The sequence below is a fragment of the Streptomyces sp. NPDC037401 genome, assembly GCF_055602345.1.
In genome coordinates this window covers 1-18254 of the sequence record NZ_JBVJWO010000027.1, presented here as the reverse complement: position 1 = coordinate 18254, position 18254 = coordinate 1, and the positions used below count along the sequence as shown (strand labels likewise).

Annotated in this window: 15 protein-coding genes; 5 read left to right on the top strand and 10 right to left on the bottom strand. The window is 73.9% G+C overall.

Annotated features, from left to right (window positions below; genetic code table 11):
- Window positions 1-98: 98 nt before the first annotated feature.
- From ACZ7H1_RS25975 to ACZ7H1_RS25960, 4 genes are read right to left on the bottom strand one after another with little or no spacing between them, the layout of a single operon-like run.
- On the bottom strand, window positions 99-2660 hold the full coding sequence (locus ACZ7H1_RS25975; RefSeq protein WP_470790157.1) for a polynucleotide kinase-phosphatase: 2562 nt from the start codon (window positions 2658-2660) through the stop codon (window positions 99-101).
- The gene (locus ACZ7H1_RS25970; RefSeq protein WP_470790155.1) at window positions 2657-4201 is read right to left on the bottom strand and encodes a 3' terminal RNA ribose 2'-O-methyltransferase Hen1; all 1545 of its coding nucleotides are present in this window, start codon (window positions 4199-4201) and stop codon (window positions 2657-2659) included. The genes ACZ7H1_RS25975 and ACZ7H1_RS25970 overlap by 4 nt, the downstream gene beginning before the upstream one ends.
- Before the next feature lie 43 nt (window positions 4202-4244).
- Window positions 4245-5138: a homocysteine S-methyltransferase gene (gene mmuM / locus ACZ7H1_RS25965; protein WP_470790153.1), complete on the bottom strand. Its 894-nt coding sequence runs from the start codon at window positions 5136-5138 to the stop codon at window positions 4245-4247.
- Entirely contained in the window at window positions 5138-6088 is a 951-nt protein-coding gene (locus ACZ7H1_RS25960) for an LLM class F420-dependent oxidoreductase (RefSeq protein WP_470790151.1), read from the bottom strand. The genes mmuM and ACZ7H1_RS25960 overlap by 1 nt, the downstream gene beginning before the upstream one ends.
- A gap of 203 nt (window positions 6089-6291) precedes the next feature.
- Between ACZ7H1_RS25960 and ACZ7H1_RS25955 the strand changes: the two genes are divergently transcribed.
- Window positions 6292-6564, top strand: a complete 273-nt coding sequence (locus ACZ7H1_RS25955; protein WP_470790150.1) for a hypothetical protein — start codon at window positions 6292-6294, stop codon at window positions 6562-6564.
- A gap of 89 nt (window positions 6565-6653) precedes the next feature.
- Here the strand turns inward: ACZ7H1_RS25955 and ACZ7H1_RS25950 are convergent, their stop codons facing one another.
- The 4 genes from ACZ7H1_RS25950 to ACZ7H1_RS25935 all read right to left on the bottom strand — a co-directional run bounded on the left by ACZ7H1_RS25950 (window position 6654) and on the right by ACZ7H1_RS25935 (window position 9338).
- Window positions 6654-7163 (bottom strand): DUF6099 family protein, encoded by a 510-nt coding sequence (locus ACZ7H1_RS25950; protein ID WP_470790235.1) that lies wholly within the window; start codon window positions 7161-7163, stop codon window positions 6654-6656.
- Window positions 7164-7291: 128 nt separating this feature from the next.
- Window positions 7292-7672, bottom strand: coding sequence for a nucleotide pyrophosphohydrolase (locus ACZ7H1_RS25945; protein ID WP_470790149.1), 381 nt, complete (start codon window positions 7670-7672; stop codon window positions 7292-7294).
- The gene (locus ACZ7H1_RS25940; protein WP_470790147.1) at window positions 7669-8886 is read right to left on the bottom strand and encodes an AAA family ATPase; all 1218 of its coding nucleotides are present in this window, start codon (window positions 8884-8886) and stop codon (window positions 7669-7671) included. The genes ACZ7H1_RS25945 and ACZ7H1_RS25940 overlap by 4 nt, the downstream gene beginning before the upstream one ends.
- Window positions 8887-8942: 56 nt before the next feature.
- A complete protein-coding gene (locus ACZ7H1_RS25935; protein ID WP_470790146.1) occupies window positions 8943-9338 on the bottom strand; it encodes a cell division protein SepF in 396 nt (131 codons plus the stop codon).
- A 139-nt stretch (window positions 9339-9477) separates the two neighbouring features.
- On the opposite strand from ACZ7H1_RS25935, the gene ACZ7H1_RS25930 reads away from it, so the two are divergent.
- Window positions 9478-10101, top strand: coding sequence for a TetR/AcrR family transcriptional regulator (locus ACZ7H1_RS25930; RefSeq protein WP_470790144.1), 624 nt, complete (start codon window positions 9478-9480; stop codon window positions 10099-10101).
- 30 nt (window positions 10102-10131) lie between these two features.
- Here the strand turns inward: ACZ7H1_RS25930 and ACZ7H1_RS25925 are convergent, their stop codons facing one another.
- Window positions 10132-10527, bottom strand: coding sequence for a nuclear transport factor 2 family protein (locus tag ACZ7H1_RS25925; RefSeq protein ID WP_470790142.1), 396 nt, complete (start codon window positions 10525-10527; stop codon window positions 10132-10134).
- A gap of 194 nt (window positions 10528-10721) precedes the next feature.
- Between ACZ7H1_RS25925 and ACZ7H1_RS25920 the strand changes: the two genes are divergently transcribed.
- Window positions 10722-13928 carry an AfsR/SARP family transcriptional regulator gene (locus ACZ7H1_RS25920; protein ID WP_470790140.1) on the top strand — a complete coding sequence of 1069 codons (3207 nt, stop codon included), beginning with the start codon at window positions 10722-10724 and terminating at the stop codon, window positions 13926-13928.
- A 162-nt stretch (window positions 13929-14090) separates the two neighbouring features.
- Here ACZ7H1_RS25920 and ACZ7H1_RS25915 read toward each other — a convergent pair whose 3' ends face one another.
- On the bottom strand, window positions 14091-14306 hold the full coding sequence (locus ACZ7H1_RS25915; protein ID WP_470790138.1) for a hypothetical protein: 216 nt from the start codon (window positions 14304-14306) through the stop codon (window positions 14091-14093).
- A gap of 416 nt (window positions 14307-14722) precedes the next feature.
- Here ACZ7H1_RS25915 and ACZ7H1_RS25910 point away from each other — a divergent pair, with 416 nt between their 5' ends.
- A complete protein-coding gene (locus ACZ7H1_RS25910; RefSeq protein WP_470790136.1) occupies window positions 14723-16156 on the top strand; it encodes a helix-turn-helix domain-containing protein in 1434 nt (477 codons plus the stop codon).
- Between the two features lie 137 nt (window positions 16157-16293).
- Window positions 16294-18254: condensation domain-containing protein (locus ACZ7H1_RS25905; RefSeq protein ID WP_470790135.1), on the top strand; the 1961-nt coding region annotated here is incomplete at its 3' end.

Genomic DNA, 18254 nt, shown 5'->3' with positions numbered 1-18254 from the left:
AGCCCGCCCGCCGATTCCCCGGAAAGTTCCCCCATTTGACCTAACGGAAGGGGAACCGGCCGGGGCCGGCGGGCGGCACGGCCGGTCTCAGCCGCCGGTCACAGCCGGGGGTCGACCGGCTCCGACTCCAGGGCGAGCACCGCGAAGACGGCCTCGTGGACCCGCCACAGCGGCTCGCCGCCGGCCAGCCGGTCCAGGGCCTCCAGGCCGAGCGCGTACTCGCGCAGTGCGAGGGAGCGCTTGTGGCCCGGCGAGCGGCCGCGCAGCCGCTCCAGGTTCTCCGGGCGCGTGTACTCGGGACCGTAGATGATCCGCAGGTACTCGCGCCCGCGGACCTTGACGCCGGGCTGCACCAGGCGGCCGTTCCCGGCGCGGGCGTACGCCTGGAGGGGCTTGACGACCATGCCCTCGCCGCCCTCCGCGGTCATCTTCAGCCACCAGTCGGTGCCGGCGCGCACGGACTCGTCGTCGCCGGTGTCGACGAGGATCCGCGCGGTGGTGCGCAGCAGCCCGGTGCCTGCCCGCTCGTCGGCCCCGACCAGGCGGTCCAGCCAGGCGAGCTGCTCGTCGTGGGGCACGGCGGCCAGGCTGCGGCCTTCGCAGGCGAGCAGCTGGAACGGCGCGAAGCGCACGCCCTCGAGCCCCTGGGTGGGCCAGCAGTAGCGGCGGTAGGCGTCGGTGAACGCGGCGGCGTCGGCGGCCCGTTCGCGCTGGCGTGCCAGCAGCTCGCCGGTGTCGACCCCGCGGGCGGCGGCGCTCTCCAGGGCGGCCAGGGCCTCGGGGAAGGCGGCGCCGGAGGCCGCGCCGACGGCCGCGTACTGGTTGCGCAGCAGTCCGGCGGCCTTGAGGGACCACGGGAGCAGCTCGCCGTCCAGCAGCAGCCAGTCGGTGTCCAGTTCCTCCCACAGGCCGGCGCCGGCGACGGCCGTGCGGAGCCGCCCGAGGACGTCCTCGGTGACGGCGGGCTCGTCGAAGAACGGCCGTCCGGTACGCGTGTACAGGGAGCCGGTCACCCCCTGCACGCCGAAACGGGCGTGCGCGGCGTCCGCGTCCTTGCAGAGCAGCACCACGGCCCGGGAGCCCATGTGCTTCTCCTCGCACACGACCCGCTCGACGCCGTCGGCCCGGTACTGGGCGAAGGCCTCGGCCGGGTGTTCCAGGTAGCCCGGTGCGCGGGAGACGGCCGTGGGCGCCATGGTCGGCGGCAGGTACGGGACCAGCCGCGGGTCGACGGCGAAGCGGCTCATGACCTCCAGGGCGGCCGCGGCGTTCTCCTCGCGTACGGTGACCCGGCCGTGGTGCCGGGTCTCGACGACGCGGCGGCCGTGCACGTCGGCGAGGTCGAGCGGGCGGCCCTCGTGTCCGCCGGGGGCTTCGGCGGCCAGCGGGCGCACCGGCTCGTACCAGACCTTCTCGGCGGGTACGTCGACCAGTTCGCGCTCCGGCCAGCGCAGCGCGGTCATCTTCCCGCCGAAGACCACTCCGGTGTCGAGGCAGATGGTGTTGTTGATCCAGGTGGTGGACGGCACGGGGGTGTGCCCGTAGACGACGGCGGCGCGGCCTCGGTAGTCCTCGGCCCAGGGGTAGCGCACGGGCAGGCCGAACTCGTCGGTCTCGCCCGTGGTGTCCCCGTACAGGGCGTGCGAGCGGACCCGGCCGGAGGTGCGGCCGTGGTACTTCTCGGGGAGCCCGGCGTGGCAGACCACGAGCCGGCCCCCGTCGAGGACGTAGTGGCTGACGAGGCCGTCGATGAACGTGCGGACCTCGGCGACGAACTCCTCGTCCTCGCGGCCGAGCTGCTCGATCGTCTCGGCGAGGCCGTGGGTGTGCTGGACGTTGCGGCCCTTGAGGTACCGGCCGAGCTTGTTCTCGTGGTTTCCGGGCACGCACAGGGCGTTGCCGGACTTGACCATGCCCATGACACGGCGGAGCACGCCGGGGCTGTCGGGGCCGCGGTCCACGAGGTCGCCGACGAAGACGGCGGTGCGGCCGTCGGGGTGGACGCCGTCGCGGTAGCCGAGTCCGGCGAGCAGGGTCTCCAGCTCGGACGAGCAGCCGTGGACGTCGCCGACGATGTCGAAGGGGCCGGTGAGGTGCCGCAGGTCGTTGAACCGGCGCTCCAGGACCACTTCGGCCCGGTCGGCTTCCTCGACGGTGCGCAGGACGTGCACCTTGCGGAAGCCTTCGCGTTCCAGGCCGCGCAGGGAGCGGCGCAGGTCGCGTCGGTGCCGCTGGATGACCTGGCGGGGCAGGCCGGCGCGGTCGGGGCGGGTGGCGTTGCGGGCGGCGCAGACCTCCTCGGGCATGTCGAGGACGATGGCGACGGGCAGGACGTCGTGTTCGCGGGCGAGGGCGACGAGCTGCCGGCGGGCCTCCTGCTGGACGCTGGTGGCGTCGACGACGGTCAGCCGGCCGGCGGCGAGGCGCTTGCCGACGATGTAGTGGAGGACGTCGAAGGCGTCCCTGCTGGCGCTCTGGTCGTTCTCGTCGTCGGCGACCAGGCCGCGGCAGTAGTCCGAGGAGACGACCTCGGTGGGCTTGAAGTGCCTGCGGGCGAAGGTGGACTTGCCGGAGCCGGTCGCACCGATCAGCACCACGAGGGACAGGTCGGTGACGGCAAGGGTGCGCTTCTTCGCGTGCTGTTCGTTCGTGTCGTTCATGCGGCCTTCTCCTCCTTCGGGGTGGCGTTGGTGGCGGGGTCGGGTGCGGTGTCGCCGCGGAGCGCGAACACGGCCATCTGGGTGGGCGCTCCGACCTCGGGGTCCTCGGGGCCGACGGGGCTCAGGACGACGTCGTAGCCGTGGCGGGCGGCCACGGCACCGGCCCAGGCGCTGAACTCCGCGCGGTTCCATTCGAAGCGGTGGTCGCCGTGGCGGACGTGGCCGGCGGGCAGGGACTCCCAGCGGACGTTGTACTCGACGTTCGGCGTGGTCACGACGACGGTGCGGGGGCGCGCCGCGCCGAAGACCGCGTACTCCAGGGCGGGCAGCCGCGGCAGGTCGACGTGTTCGACGACCTCGCTGAGGACGGCCGCGTCGTAGCCTGCCAGCCGCCGGTCGGTGTACGCGAGGGAGCCCTGGAGCAGCGTGACCCGGCTGCGCTGCCGCTCGCCCATCCGCTCCAGGCGCAGCCGGCGGGCGGCGACGGTCAGGGCGCGCACGGACACGTCCACGCCGACGATGTCGGTGAAGGACGGGTCCCCCAGCATCTCCTGGACCAGCCGGCCCTGGCCGCAGCCGAGGTCGAGGACGCGCCGGGCGCCAGCGGAACGCAGGGCCGCGAGGATGGCCTCGCGCCGGTGCACCGCGAGCGGTACGGGCCGCTCCTCGGAATCGGCGTCGGCGTCGGCACCGACGACGCCGGTGTCGATGCCGGACTCGATGTCGATGTCTACGTCCAGTTCTTCGACGTCGCTGTCGTCCACGTCCGCGAGGCGGGCGAGCTCCAGCTGCTCCATGGCGGTGCGGGTCAGCCCCCAGCGGCGCGCCAGGTAGCGGCTGGTGATCAGCCGGTGCTCGGGGTGGGCGGCGAGCCAGCCGTCCCCGGCCCGCAGCAGCTTGTCCACCTCGTCGGTCGAGACCCAGTAGTGCTTGGCGTCGTCGAGCACGGGCAGCAGGACGTACAGCTGGCGCAGGGCATCGGCGAGCGTCAGCTCGCCCTCCAGGGTCAGCCGGACGTACCGGGAGTCGCCCCACTCGGGGAAGGACGCGTCGAGTGCGACCGGTACGGCCTCGACCGTGGTCCAGCCGAGCGGGCCGAAGAGGCGGTGGACGAGGTCCGCGCCGCCGCCGCGGGCGGGCAGCGCCGGGATCTCGATCCGCAGCGGGAGCGGCCGCTCCGTCAGCTCGGGGCGCAGCTTGCACTCGCCGTTGACGGCGCTGCGGAACACCGCGGCGAGCGCGACGGCCAGCAGCGAGGACGCGGCGTACGGCCGGTCGTTCACGTACTGGGCCAGCGCCGAGTCGGGTGCACCGCCCCGGCCCCGGCCGTTCTCCCGGCCCTTGCCGACCAGCGCCACGGCGTCGACCTCCAGCAGGAGCGCCGCGGTGCAGCGCTCCTCTGACGCCTCGGGGTACAGCACGTGTGCCGTGCCGTGCGAGGTCGTGAACGACTGCGCCCTGCCGGGATGCTTGTGCAGGAGGAAGCCCAGGTCGGTCGCGGGGCGGTCAGGGGTGCCGGTGGTGGAGATCGTCAGGAACACACGTCCGAGTATTGTCCCGGCTTCCTCGGGTCACCAGGCATTTTCATCCCGTCGGCGGCGGTGGCGGGCCGTCCCCGGCGAGGCGCAGCCGGGCCGCGAGGGCCGCGATCCGGTCCGGCCCGATGCGGCAGCAGCCGCCGATCAGGCGGGCCCCGGCGCGCTGCCACTGCTCGACCTCCCACTCTGCCGGGAGCGCCGGGGCGTGCCACTCGCGGGCGGCGGCGTCCCAGACCGATCCGTCGTTGGGGTACGCCACCACGGGCTTGCCGGAGGCGGCCGCGGCGGCCTCGACCGCGGGCCCCACCTCCTGCGGGTCGCAGCAGTTGACGCCGACGGCGAGGACGGCGGGCGCGGCGGCGGCGAGCCCGAAGGCCTCGTCGAGGGGCTGGCCCGCCCGGGTCCTGCCGCCCTCGACGGTGTACGACAGCCAGGCCGGGACGGGTGAGTCGGCGATCACCCGGAGCAGGGCCTCGGCCTCCTCGGTGTCGGGGACCGTCTCCAGGGCGAGCAGGTCGGCGCCCGCGTCGGCGAGGGCCTCGATGCGCGGCCGGTGGAAGCGTTCCAGGGCGGCCGCGCTCAGGCCGTACCGGCCGCGGTACTCGGAACCGTCCGCGAGGACCGCGCCGTACGGCCCGGCCGAGCCGGCCACCCAGACCTCCCGGCCCGCCGCCCCCGCGGCGGCCGAGGCGGCCAGCTCCACACTGCGCCGGACCAGGCCGGGGTCCGTGACCTGGTAGCTCGCGGTGATCAGCACCTCGGCCCCGGCCCTGAGGTAGGCGGTGTGGGCGGCCGCGACCTGGCCGGGGGCGTCGGCCAGCACGCGGCCGGTCCACAGCGCACCGGACAGGTCGCAGCCCTGGTCGGCGAGCTGGTTGCTCAGCCCGCCGTCGAGGAGCACGGTCCGGCCGGCCGGCAGCGGGCCGCGGGCGCGCGCCATCAGCCGAGCCGGCTCATGACCTGGGCCGAGATGAGCTCCAGGTGGTCCAGGTCGTGGAGGTCGAGCACCTGGAGATAGATCCGGGAGGACCCGGCGGCGCGGTAGGCGGCGATCTTCTCCACGACTTCCTCCGGGCTGCCGGCGAGGCCGTTCGCCTTGAGTTCGTCCACCTCCCGTCCGATGGCCGCCGCCCGGCGGGCCACCTCCGCGTCGTTCCTGCCCACGCACACCACGAGGGCGTTGGAGTACACCAGGTCACCGGGGGCCCGGCCGGCCTCCCGCGCCGCCTGCGCGACCCGCCCGAACTGCCGCTCGGTGTCGGCCACCGAGGCGAACGGGATGTTGAACTCGTCGGCGTACCGCGCGGCCAGCCGCGGGGTGCGGGTGGCCCCGTGGCCGCCGATCAGCACCGGCACCCTGCGCTGGAGCGGCTTGGGCAGCGCCGGGGAGTCGATCAGCCGGTAGTGCTTGCCCTCGTGGCTGAACGTCTCCCCGACCGGGGTCTCCCACAGGCCGGTGACGATGGCCAGCTGTTCCTCCAGCCGCCCGAACCGCTCGGGGGGGAAGGGGATGCCGTACGCCTCGTGCTCGCGCTCGAACCAGCCCGCACCGAGGCCCAGTTCGATCCGGCCGCCGGACATCTGGTCCACCTGCGCGACCTGGACGGCCAGCAGTCCCGGGAGCCGGAAGGTGCCCGCGGTCATCAGGGTGCCCAGCCGGATCCGTCTGGTCTCCCGGGCCAGCCCGGCGAGGGTGATCCAGGCGTCGGTGGGACCCGGCATGCCCGGCGGCTCCGCCCCCGGCGACAGGCGCACGTCGGCGCCCATGCGCAGAAAATGGTCGGACCGGAAGAAGGCGTCGAAGCCCAGGTCCTCGGTGGCCTTCGCCACCCGGAGCAGCGTGTCGTAGTCCGCCCCCTGCTGGGGCTCGGTGAAGATGCGAAGATCCATACGTCCATCCTGCCGCTCCGCACCCCGGCAGGGTGAATCTCCGTCAACCGCACGGCCCGCGTCCGCCCCCGCCAGTGACCAGCGCCGACGGTGATCGTTGGCTCGGACGGAGCCGGACCGCCCGGCCCGCGCGCCGGCGGCCGTCGCCGGTGCGTCCACCGCACCCTTCCCCCCTCGGAAGGGCCCGGGCCGAGGAGGCCGCCATGTCCCAGGAATCCGTGCCCGAGCACACCGGACAGGCAGCGCACGACCACGTGCGACAGGAGCAGCCCGTGCCCGCGCAGAGCGGCCGGCCCAAGGGGCTGCTGCAGCAGATGGAAGAGCTGATGGCCGCGCTGAACGCCGACCTTTCACAGCTCGACGCCGACCTCCAGTCGTCCGCGGAGCGTCCCGCCCCCGAACCGATGACGTACACCAGCGCCCCGCAGCACGGCTCGGACACCGAGCGCGAGCGCCCGTCGTACCGCGGCTACTGACGCACGGCCGTCACCCGGCCGTCACGCGGCCTGTCGTCGGACGCCGGCCGGCCCGCGCCGCTGCGACGACAGGTCCCGCCGCCGGCTGGTCACGTCGCACCCGCCGTCGAGTCGCGGGCCGCGCCCGAGGTGCTGCCCCGCTCCCGGTCCGTGAGCCTGCGTAGTAGCGCGCGCACCCGGTCGCTGGACTCGTCGGCGGCGTCGATCGCCTCGATGCACTGCCAGTACAGCCCCTCCTCGTCGGTCGCGCACGCGACGCCGACCAGGGCTATGCCCACCTCGCCCAGTAAGGCTCCCAGCCCCAGCAGGGCCTGGCGGGCGTCGCCGACGTCCGTCAGCTGCGCCGCTCTGGGGAGGTACTCCGCGCCTCTTCCGTCCAGGGCCGGCAGCGGCCGGTCGAGGACACCGCAGCCTCTGCCGCCGGCCTCGCCCAGCCCCCGTGCCTCCGCTCTCAGCTCCGGCGGTCCGGTGACCGCCAGCCAACTCCCTATCGCCTGGGCGAGCGCCTGGGCCTGCCAGGCCTCCACCACGATGTCCAGTGCCGCCCGGCTCTGTGCCAGAGCATGGCGGCCGGCTGCGATGAGCCGCACCGCGTCCATGAGCCGTCCCCCCGTCCCGTACGACATGATGCCGTCCCTCACTCACTACCCAGCGTGAGGGCAATGGGACCGTAAAGCCAGGGGTATTCGGAAATCTATGGACACTCTCACGGTTGTGGGCAGCGCCATCACTCCGAAGAGTGACGATCACCCTCATTTTGGCCCTCCACGGCCGTGTCCGGCACCGGGAACCGGGTTTCGTTCCGCGCGATCTTGGCCGCCAGCGCACCCAGCGCATCCACCCCGAGCACCTCGCAGAACTGCAGGAGATACGCCAGGACATCGGCCACCTCGTCGCTCACGCGGTGCGCGGAGCGCGGGTCTTCCATGATCCGCGCGGACTGCTCGGGCGTCAGCCACTGGAAGATCTCGACCAGTTCGGACGCCTCCACGCTCAGCGCCACGGCGAGGTTCTTGGGCGTGTGGTACGGCTGCCAGGAGCGCGCCGCCGCGAACTCGGCGAGCCGGCGCTGAAGGTCGTGGAGGGTCGGGTTCTCTGATTCGCTCACCCCGCCAGGTCTACCACCGACACGCCGTCCGTCCTGCGGGCCTCCCGGACCCCGGCCCCGACGGACCCGACCAGGCGGATGTGCCCGCGGGCCCCGCAGACCAGGGCTAGCCGCAGCAGTTCGGCGGTCTGCCGCGAGTCCAGCCCGCGGTCCAGGCCGTCGGCGAGCACCGTGAGCGCCTGCTGCGCGGGCAGCAGCTCCGCCGCCGGGTCGACGGCGAGCACGCCGGGCCCGGTGAGCAGGACGAGCGCCATGGCGAGGAAGCGCAGTTCGCCCTCGGCGAGCCGCCCCAGCGGAGTGCCGGGCAGGCCGCCGCGGCCGAGGACGGCCCGCACCCGCCCGTCGGGCAGGTCCTCCGCGCCGATGTCGGCGACCGGTCCGGTGCAGCCGACCCGGGCGGCCTCGACGAGGGCCGCGTGCCGGGTGACGCACTCCCCCTTGGTACGGCGGAGCACCTCGGCGAGGTTGTCGCAGCCGGTGCGCAGCCGGCCGGCGCCCGCAGCCACCGGCTCCCGCATCCTGCGCGGCTGCGGATCGCAGGCGAAGACCGACCGCAGGGCGACGACCAGCTGCTCCGCCGCCGCCAGGACCTGCCGCTGGCCGGCGGTGCTGCCCGCGACGCGCAGCGGCAGCAGGGCCGTGCCCAGCCGGTCGTCGGGGAGCGGGGCGCGGGTGACGCCGATCGCGCCTCCGGTGTGCCAGGCCGCCTGGACGGAGCGCCGTCCCGGATCCCGTAACGCCGTGGTGAGCAGGGTCCGTCCGGCGGCGGTCAGGCGTTCGCCGACGACGCGCAGCTCGGGCTCGGCCTGTACGGCGAGGTCGAGGCTGACCGGACCGGCGGGCCCGTCGACGGTGCAGCCGATCCGGAAGCCGCGCCGGCCCTGGGCGTCGGCGGCGGCACGCTCGGGGACGCAGGCGGCGGGGTCGGGGAAGACGTCTTCCAGGGCGGCGCCGGAGCCCAGGCGCGCGAGGGCGGCGTACGCCTCCAGGGCGTTCGACTTCCCGCTGCCGCTCGCCCCCGCGAAGAGGGTGACCGGCGCCAGCGGGAAGACGGCGCCGCGGTGGGACTTGAAGGAGGAGAGCCGCAGCTCGGTGAGGGCGGGGCGGACAGGGGCGGGTACGGAGCCGCCGGCGGCGGGAGCCGGAGCGGCAGGGCGTACGGCCGGAGCGGCGGCGGCGCGCACCTGGGGAGCGGCGGGGCGGGGGGAGTCCATGCGCGGGACGCTAGCCACCCCCTGCCCCGGCGAACCGTTCCGTCCCCGGTGCCTTCCTACGATCGGGGGACGGCGGCGGCCGCGATCCCCTCGACCTCGGTGCCGACCGGCGCCAGCAGGAAGACGTTGCGGTCGACCCGGTGCATGCCGCTGCCGAGTCCGAAGACCACGCCGCTGCTGAAGTCCAGGATCCGCTTGGCCACCTCGGTGTCGGCTCCGGTCAGGTCCAGGAGTACCGGGATCTGCGCGATCAGGTACTCGGCCACTTCCCGGGCGTCCGCGAAGACCTGCACGCGCAGGACGACGAACCGCCGCTGCTGTGCGGCGAGGTCGTCGGCGGACCTGGGAATGGTGCGGTGGTCGACCCTCGACGGCCACTCGTTGCGGCTGCGGAGGGGCACCACCTGGGCAAGCCCCTCCCACTGTTCGTCGGTGACGTCGTACCTGCTCACCGGCCCACCTCGGCCCCACGCTTCTTGTGCATCCCCCCATCCTCTCGCGTTTCACCCGTTCAGCCCAACACCGACACGGCCGCCGTGCGGGCCGGGACGACCGAATCCCTGCCTGCTCGCCACAAGTAAGGTCGTGGCCATGACTGACGGGGACGAGTTCCGCTTGCCGGGCGACAGCCCGGCGGCCGGCCACCGGGCTCCCCGGCGGCGGCAGCGGGCCGACGCCGTCCGCAACCGCGCCCAGATCCTGGGCGCCGCCGAGCAGCTGTTCGCCGAGCAGGACCCCCGTACGGTGACCATGGACCAGATTGCGAAGGCCGCGGGGGTCGGACGGGCCACGCTCTACCGGCGGTTCCCCGATCCGTCCTCGATAGCTGTCGCCCTGCTCGAGGAGCACGAGCGGCTGCTCCAGGGGCAGCTGGCGTACGGGCCGCCGCCGCTCGGCCCGGGAGCCCCGGCGTCCGACCGGCTCTCGGCGTTCTACGCCGCCTCCGTCGAGCTGCTGGAACGTCACCTCCCGCTGGTGCTGGGCGCCGAGGCCGGTGCGGGCCGCTTCGCCACCGGCGCCTACCGGTACTGGCGGGCGCACGTCCGCGGCCTGCTGCTGGACGCGGGAGTAGAGGACCCCGACGGCTGCGTCGACGCGCTGCTCAGCCCGCTCGGCCCCGAGGTCTACCACTTCCAGCGGCACAAGCTGGGCTTCCCGCCGGAACGCATAGTGAGCTCGCTCAGCCTCCTGGCCCGCCGCGTCCTGGACCGGTGAGCCTCCGGTACGCCTGCTTCGACGGGCCGGTCAGGGCGCGGCGTGGTAGTAGCGCCGGCAGTCCCGCAGCATGCCCTCGTCGGAGAGCGTGAAGACGTCGACGAACCCGACCCCGCCGACCCGCCCCACCGCCACGACGCTGTCGCCCTCGGCGACGATCCGGTCGATGGCGTGGCGGGCCGGCGGGACCACCCCGTCGACGTGCATCCGGATCACCTCGGCCCGGCCGCGGCCCGGGGGCGAGTCCGGGTGGCGCAGTTCCACGTCCTCGTGCAGGAGCGAGCCGTACCCGTCCACGTCGCCGGTCTCCAGGTAGTGGTAGGCGAGGCGCACGTGGTCGACTCCCGCCGCCGTGACCATGCCGCTGGGCGGATGCCTGCGGACCGGTTCGCTCGGCTGACTGCGGTGACTGCGGTGGCTGCTCACGGGGATGTGTCCTTTCTTGCGACCTCGGACACTGTGCTCCGCGCGCGCAACCCGGAACTATCGCAGGGCTATCACCACCACGGACCACCACGGAAAATCCACACCATGGACAAGAACGTGCGTGTTCCGCAAGACTGACCCGGCTCCACCGTGGATCTTTCTCTCCAAGTGCCGTGCCCCGAGCTGGGAGACGCATGCCCGATTCCATCGGCGGGGTACGCCCTGCCCCTGACCGACCCGTCTTCCGGATCCTGGGGCCGTTACAGGTCGGCGGCCCGCTCGGGCCGGTCCGGGTGCCGCCCGGCCGGCAGGAAGTGATCCTGGCCGCCCTGCTGCTCGAAGCCAACCGCGTGGTCAGCACCGACTATCTGGTCGACCTGATCTGGGACGACGAGCCGCCGGACACCGCCCGCACCCAGGTGCAGATCTGCGTGTCGCGGCTGCGCAAGCTGTTCGCGGGGGCCGCGATCGACGCGGCGATCACGACCCGGCCTCCCGGGTACGTCCTGAAGACCGACGGCGACAGCGTGGACTCGGCGGTGTTCGCCCGGCAGGTGGCCGATGCGCGGGCGCTCGCCAAGGCGGACCGGCCCGCAGAGGCGGTCGAACGGCTCCGCTGTGCCGAGGAGTTGTGGCAGGGCGACTGCCTGGGCGGGGTGGTGAGCGAGACCCTGCGCAGCAAGGCGCTCCAGCTGGACGAGGAGCGGCTGACGGCCGTCGAGACGCGGCTCCAGCTGGAACTGCACCTGGGCCGGCACCACCAACTCGTCGGTGAGATACGGCTGCTGGTGCACGAGCACCCGCTCCGGGAGCGGCTGCGCGGACAGCTGATGCTGGCGCTGTACCGGTCGGGCCGGCAGGCGGAGGCCCTGGAGACGTACCGCGTGGGCCGGGAGCTGCTGGTCGACGAGCTCGGGCTCGAACCGGGCGAGGAGCTGCGCCGGCTGGAGTCGGCGATCCTCTCGGGGGACGCGGCGCTGCGCGCGGGGGCGCCCGAGCCGGAGCGGGCAGCGGCGACCCTGCCCCACCCGGTCCCGGCGGCGGGTGCACCGGCGGCGGGCGGGGCGGGCACGGGCCTGGCAGGTGCGGCGGCGGGGGCGGCAGGCCAGGCAGGTCCGGCGGCGGACGGGCAGGCTCCGGCGGCGGACGGGCAGGCTGCGGCGGGGACGGCGGCCGGTGCGGCGCTCGCCGTGACGGGTCCGGGGGGCGCGGTTGCCGAGCCGGCTGCCGCCGAGCCCGAGGGGCCGGCGGGGCCGGTCGGCTACCGCGAGGAGATCCCGCGCCAACTGCCCGCGGACACGGCGGACTTCGTGGGCGACCGGGAACAGATCGCGGTGATCGAGCAGGCCTTGCTCGGTGACGGCGTACGACGCGCCGTGGGTGTCGCGGTGGTCGTCGGCAAGCCGGGTACCGGCAAGTCGACCCTGGCCACGCACATCGCCCACCTGCTGAGCGAAACGGGCTTCCCGGACGGGCAGTTGTACTGCGACCTGCGCGGGACCACGGGTACGCCCGCCACGGCGACCGAGGTGCTCGGCCGGTTCCTGCGCGCGCTCGGCATCCCGGGTCCGGTGATCCCCGAAACCCTGGACGAGCGGGCCGAGATGTACCGCACCCTGCTCGCCGGCCGGCGGATGCTCGTGGTCCTGGACGACGCGGCGTCCGAGAGCCAGGTGCGGCCGCTGCTGCCCGGCAGCAGGAACTGCGCGGTCCTGGTGACCAGCCGGGTCCGGCTGACCGGGCTGCCCGGCGCGCACCGGGTCGAACTGGACGTACTGAGCACCGAACGCGCCCTGGAGCTGCTGGTCCGGGTGATCGGCACGGACCGGGTCACGCGCGAGTCGGTCGCGGCGGAGGCGCTGATCCGCACGGTCGGCGGACTGCCGCTGGCGCTGCGGATCGTGGCGGCCCGGCTCGCGGCGCGGCCGCACTGGTCGCTGGCCTCGATGGTGCACCGGCTGGCGAACGAACGGCACCGGCTGGACGAGCTGGCGCACGGCGAGATGACGATGCGGGCGAGCCTGTCGCTGACGCACGACGGGCTGGGGGCCGCGGATCGCAGGCTGCTGCGCCTGCTGAGCATGGCGCAGGGGGCGACGCTGCCGGGCTGGCTGGCGGGCGCGCTGCTGGACGACGACCGGCCGTTCCCCTCCGATCTGCTGGAGCCGCTCGTCGACGTGCAGATGCTGGACGTGGTGGGCGTCGAGTCCACGGGCGCGTTCCGCTACCGCTTCCACGAGATCATCCGGGTGTTCGCCCGGGAGCAGCTCGCGGCACACGACGAGCCCGCCACCCGGTCGGCGGCCCTGGAGCGGATGATGGGCGGCTGGATGGCACTGGCCGAGCAGGCCCACCGGCGGATCTACGGCGGCGACTTCACGGTCCTGCACGGCAGCGCGCCGCGCTGGCGGCCGCCGCAGATGGTCGTGGACGAGCTGCTGATCGACCCGCTGGAATGGCTGGACAGCGAGCAGGCCAACCTGTGCCAGGCGGTGGAGCACGCGGCGCGCGAGCAACTGCACGAGGTGTGCTGGGACTTGGCGACCACGCTCGTGACGCTCTTCGAGGTGCGGGGCTATCACGACCAGTGGGAGAGGACCCACCGCCAGGCCCTGGACGCGGTCCGTCAGGCCGGCAATACGCGGGGCACGGCGGCGCTGCTCAGCTCGATGGGCTCGCTCCACCTGAGCCGGAGCCAGCACGACGAGGCACGCACCGCGCTCGGCTCGGCCCTGAGCCTGTTCCTGGAACTGGGCGATCCGCACGGCCGGGCGCTGTGCCGCCGGGACCTCGCGCTGCTGGAGCGGCTGCGCGGCGACGACGACCGGGCCCTCGGCCTGTACGGGCTGGCGCTCACGGACTTCGACCGGGCCGGTGACGCGGTCGGCCGGGCGAACGTCCTGACGCAGCGTGCGCACATCTGGATGCGGCGGGGGCAGGGTGCGACCGCGCAGTCCCAGCTGGACGAGGCGCTCGGCATCTACCGGTCGGTGGGGTACACCGGCGGTCAGGCCCGCACCCTGCGCCGGGTGGGTCAGTTGCTCCAGCAGCAGGGGGAGCACGAGCGGGCGGTGGTCACCTTCACCGAGGTGCTGGAGCTGTGCCGCACGCGGGGCGATGTGATCGGCGAAGGGCACCTGCTGCGGGACCTGGGTCAGGCCCTGGCGGCGATGGGCCGGGACGAGCAGGCCCGGGGCTATTACGACCGGTCGCTGTCGGTGCGCGAGCAGATCATGGACCAGGGCGGGGCCGCGCTGGTCAGGCTGGACCTGGCCCGGCTGCTGGCCCGTTCGGGTGAGCCGGCCCGGTCGCGGGATCTGCTGGAGTCCGCGGCCCAGGCCTTCCGGGACCGGAACATGGCCCCGGAGCTGCGCGAGGCCGAGCTGCTGCTCGGGCGCTGAAACCGAGCGGTTCGGGCGGTGCGGGCGAAGTCGGCCCGCATCCCTCGGACTGCCCGGACTGCCCGGACTGCCCGGACTGTTCGGACTGTTCGGACTGTTCGCTCTGCCCGGCCGACCTGTTCGGTCTGCTCGGGCTTGCCGCTCCGGACTGCTCGAACCGCATTAGTCCCAGGGGTCGTTCTCGTTGCTCGCCGACGGGCTGGGCGTGGGGGCGGCCTGCTGCTCGGCGCCGCCGTCCGCAGGGACGGTCCGCACGGTCTGGGCCGGCGTGGTGGGAGCGGTGGCCTCGTCGGCCTGCGCCGCCTGCGTGCCGAGCACGGCCGCACCGGCGATGGCGGCGGTCAGCAGGGCGGTGCGGAAGGCCTTGGTCATGCTCATCAGGAGTTCCCCTTCGGCTCTATCACGGCGGTTCGACGCTGTCCGGTGTGCTGTCACGTGAGGCAGTGCCATGTCACGTGTGGTGGTGCGCTGTGCTGTGTTCCGGTCTTGCCGTGCGCTTCGTTCTCTGTGGGCACCACGTTAGGAAGCCCTGGAATCCCCGGACCGTCTCCCGTCCTATCGCGGCGCTATCACCGCTCGAGCGCGTCGTGGTAGGCGATAGCGGCCGGAGACGGAGCCTGAACGCGTGCCACCGCGATAGCGGGTGGTAGCCCGTGGCCATTGCTCTGGTGATGCCCCGCCGATAGCGCGATTCGGACGATGGGAAACAGGAACCGGGCCGCGGCCGCCCCACGAGGACGGCAGCGGGCCTGCATCTGCCTACGGGTTCCCCACCACGACTCGCGGGAGCACACATGACCACGACCAGACCGGCCACCGCAGCGGACGCGGACACTGCCGTATCACCCGAGACGTCGCAGGTCGGTGCACTGATAAGGGGACACCGGCTGCGCATCGGCCTCACCCAGCGCGAGCTGGCCGACCTGTCCACGATCAGCGTGCGGGCCATCCGCGACCTGGAGCAGGGCAAGGCCCGCCGTCCGCGCACCGACACCGTCCGGCTGATCGCCGACGCGCTGCGGCTGGGGCCGCGGGCCCGGACCGCCCTGGAGGCGGCGGCGCAGCAAGGCCGGTGTGCGGCGGGTTCCGGCCTGGATGCCGAGCCGCCCGCGCCTCCCACCGCCCTGCACGGCCTCACCGGCCGGGAGGCGGAGACCGAGGTGATGGTGCGGGAGCTTTCGTCCGGGGCGGAGCGGCTGGTCAACGTGGTGGGGCTGAGCGGAGTCGGCAAGACGCGGCTCGCCCTGGAGGTGGCCAACCGGCTGCACGCCGCGGGGCTGCCGGTGCTGTGGCACGCCTTTCCCGGCGCCGCCATGGACTATCTGACGTCGGTGGACGCCGGGCCCGCGGAGCCGGTACGGGCGTGCGTCGCGCACCTCTTCGGCCCCGGGACCACCGGTACGGGCGGTACGGGCGGTACGGGCGGTACGGCCGGTACGGGCGGTCCCGCCGACGGCGCCGGCGGGCTGGCCGAGCTCCTGGGCGAGCGGGACGTACTGCTGGTGCTGGACGGCGCTCCGGCAGCCGCCCCGCGGTTCGACCGGCTGACCCGGCTGCTGCGCGAATGCCCGGGGCTGCGCCTGCTGGTCACGTCCGAGCAGCCCTGGGAAGTGCCGGGTGAACGGCCTTTCCTGCTCGCGCCGTTGGAGGTGCCGGCCGAGACCGGTCCCGGCAGCAGCCCGGCCTCCGTACGGCTCTTCCTCGAGCATGCGCGGCGGGTGCGTCCCGAGTTCACGCCCTCGCCGGAGGACCTCGAGGACGTGGCCCGGATCTGCCGCCGCCTGGACGGGCACCCGATGGCGCTCGGCGCCGCCGCCTCCTGGCTGGCGGTGTGCGATCTGCGCACGCTGTGCCGGAGCCTGGACGGCGATCCGGCGCCGCTGCTCGACCACCTCGCCGGGGGCGACGGCGGACGCCGCTTCCAGGACGCGCTGCGTCGCGGGCTGCTGCGGCTGCCGGCCGCGCACCGGTCGCTGCTGGCTTCCCTCTGCGCCGCCCCGGAGGGCGGCTTCGGGCTGGACGAGGTCGTGGCGCTGACCGGCCGCGGGCTGCCCGAGTGCGGGCGGATGGTGCGCGACCTGCTGATCAGCGGGATGATCCGGCCCGGCCACGAGGCGGGGCGGTCGCGGTTCCGCGTGCTCCAGCTGGTCCGGGCGTTCCAGGTGCGGGCCGCCGGCGACGGCGGTGACGGCGCAGAGCCCGCCGGTCTGGCTGCCGCAGCGCGCTGAGCTGCTGCCGGAGTGCCGGAACAACTGCCGCCCGCGGCCCGGCCCCCGCGTTTGGATGACATCGGCCGGTTGGTGCGCGGATCGCCCCGGAGACGGCCGGACCACCCGCACACCGTGATCTCACAAGGAGCTCCCTCATGGCGTCCGATCCGAGCACCGCATCCGGCCCGGCCGTTGTCCGGCTGCCGCTGTCGGCGGCGCAGCGCGACATCTGGATGGCGCACGACCTGGATCCGACCGGCTGCCGGTACAACATCGGCGAGTACCACGAGATCTTCGGAGCCGTCGACCCCGTGCTGCTGGCCGCCGCCTGGTACCAGCTGGTGCGCGAGGCGGACGTGCTGCGCATCCGCGGGACGGAGTGCGACGACGAGGGCGTCTGGCAGCTCCTGGACCGTGAACCGGGCGACCGCGAACTGGAGTTCCTTGATGTGAGCAGTGCGGGCGACCCCGGCGCGCAGGCCCGTGCCTGGGTGGCGCGGGCGCTGGCGACGCCGTTCGACCTGACCGGCGGCGAGCTGTCGCGCCACGCGCTGATCAAACTCGGGGACGCACACTTCTACTACTTCAAGAGCTACCACCACCTGATGCTCGACGGCATGAGCGCGGCGCTGCTCGACGCCCGGCTGGTGGAGCTGTACGAGCGGGCACTGACCGGCGCGCCGTGGGGGGACACGCCGTTCGGGACCCTGTCCGAGCTGCTCGCGCAGGACGCTGCGCACCGGGCCTCACCGGAGGCCGCGGCCGAGCGGGTGCACTGGGCGGAGCACCTGTCCGGGGCTCCGGAGACCGTCCGGATCGGCGAGGGGCGCTCGGCGGCGGTCGTGGAGCGGGGCACGGAGTCGGGGATGCCGTTCGTACGGCGCACGGTCCTCCTTGAGCCCGCCGCCACCGAGCACCTGAAGTCGGTGGCCCGCGCGCACCGCACGCCCTGGTCGATGCTGGTGGTGGCGCTGGTTGCGGCGTACGTGCACCGGGTCGGCGGGCAGAGCGAGCTGCTGCTCGGGCTTCCGGTGACGGGGCGTACCACCGAACTGGCCCGCCGCACACCGGGGATGGCGTCGAACGTCGTGCCGCTGCGGGTGTCCGTACGCCCGCAGGGCACGCTCGCCGAGCTGGTCGGGGCAGTGGTCGCGGAGACCCGGCACGGGCTCAGGCACCAGCGGACGCGGTACGAGGACGTCTGCCGCGATCTGGGCCTGGCCGACGGGGAACGCCGGATCACGGCCCCGCTGATCAACATCATGGCGTTCGCGCCGGGGTTCTCCTTCGGCGGGCACCGGACGGTGCCGCACAACCTGAGCAACGGGCCGGTGGAGGACCTGGCGATCGGGGTGTACGACCTCGGTCCGGAGGTCGGGCTGCGGATCGACTTCGACGCGGCGCCGGAGGTCTGCGACATCGAGGCCGTCGCCGGCCACCAGGACCGGTTCCTGCGGTTCGTGGGCACGGCACTGGGCGGGATGGACCGCACTCTCCGGGAGCTGGAGTTGCTGGATGCCGCGGAGCGGCGTCTGGTGCTGGAGGAGTGGAACGACACCGCGGTCGAGATCGGCGAGGCCTCCCTCGCGGGCCTGTTCGAGGAGCAGGCGCGGATCCGGCCCGCGCACCCGGCCGTCGTGTTCGGCGAAGAGACCCTGTCCTACGGCGAGTTGAACGAGCGCGCCAACCGGCTGGCCCACCACCTGCTGGCCGGCGGACTGCGCCGGGGCGACCTCGCCGGCATCCTGATCGAGCGCGGCACCGACTTTGCCGTCGCCCTCCTCGCCGTCGTCAAGACCGGAGCCGGATACGCCCTCCTCGACCCCGACTTCCCCGACGAACGACTCGGCCGTACGGCACACGACGCCGGTATCAGCGTGCTGGTGACCGATGCGGGCCAGGGCGACCGGGTGTCTGGCTCGTGGAGCACCGTACGGGTGCCGGTAGCGGGGTCCGGGGCCGGCGGCAGCGAGGCGGCTGCGCCGGCCGGGAATCCGGGGGTCGAGGTGACCGGTGACGATGTGGCGTGCGTGATGTTCACGTCGGGATCCACCGGACGCCCCAAGGGCATCCTCTCCTCCCACAACAACCTCATCTCCACCCTCACCGCACAGAC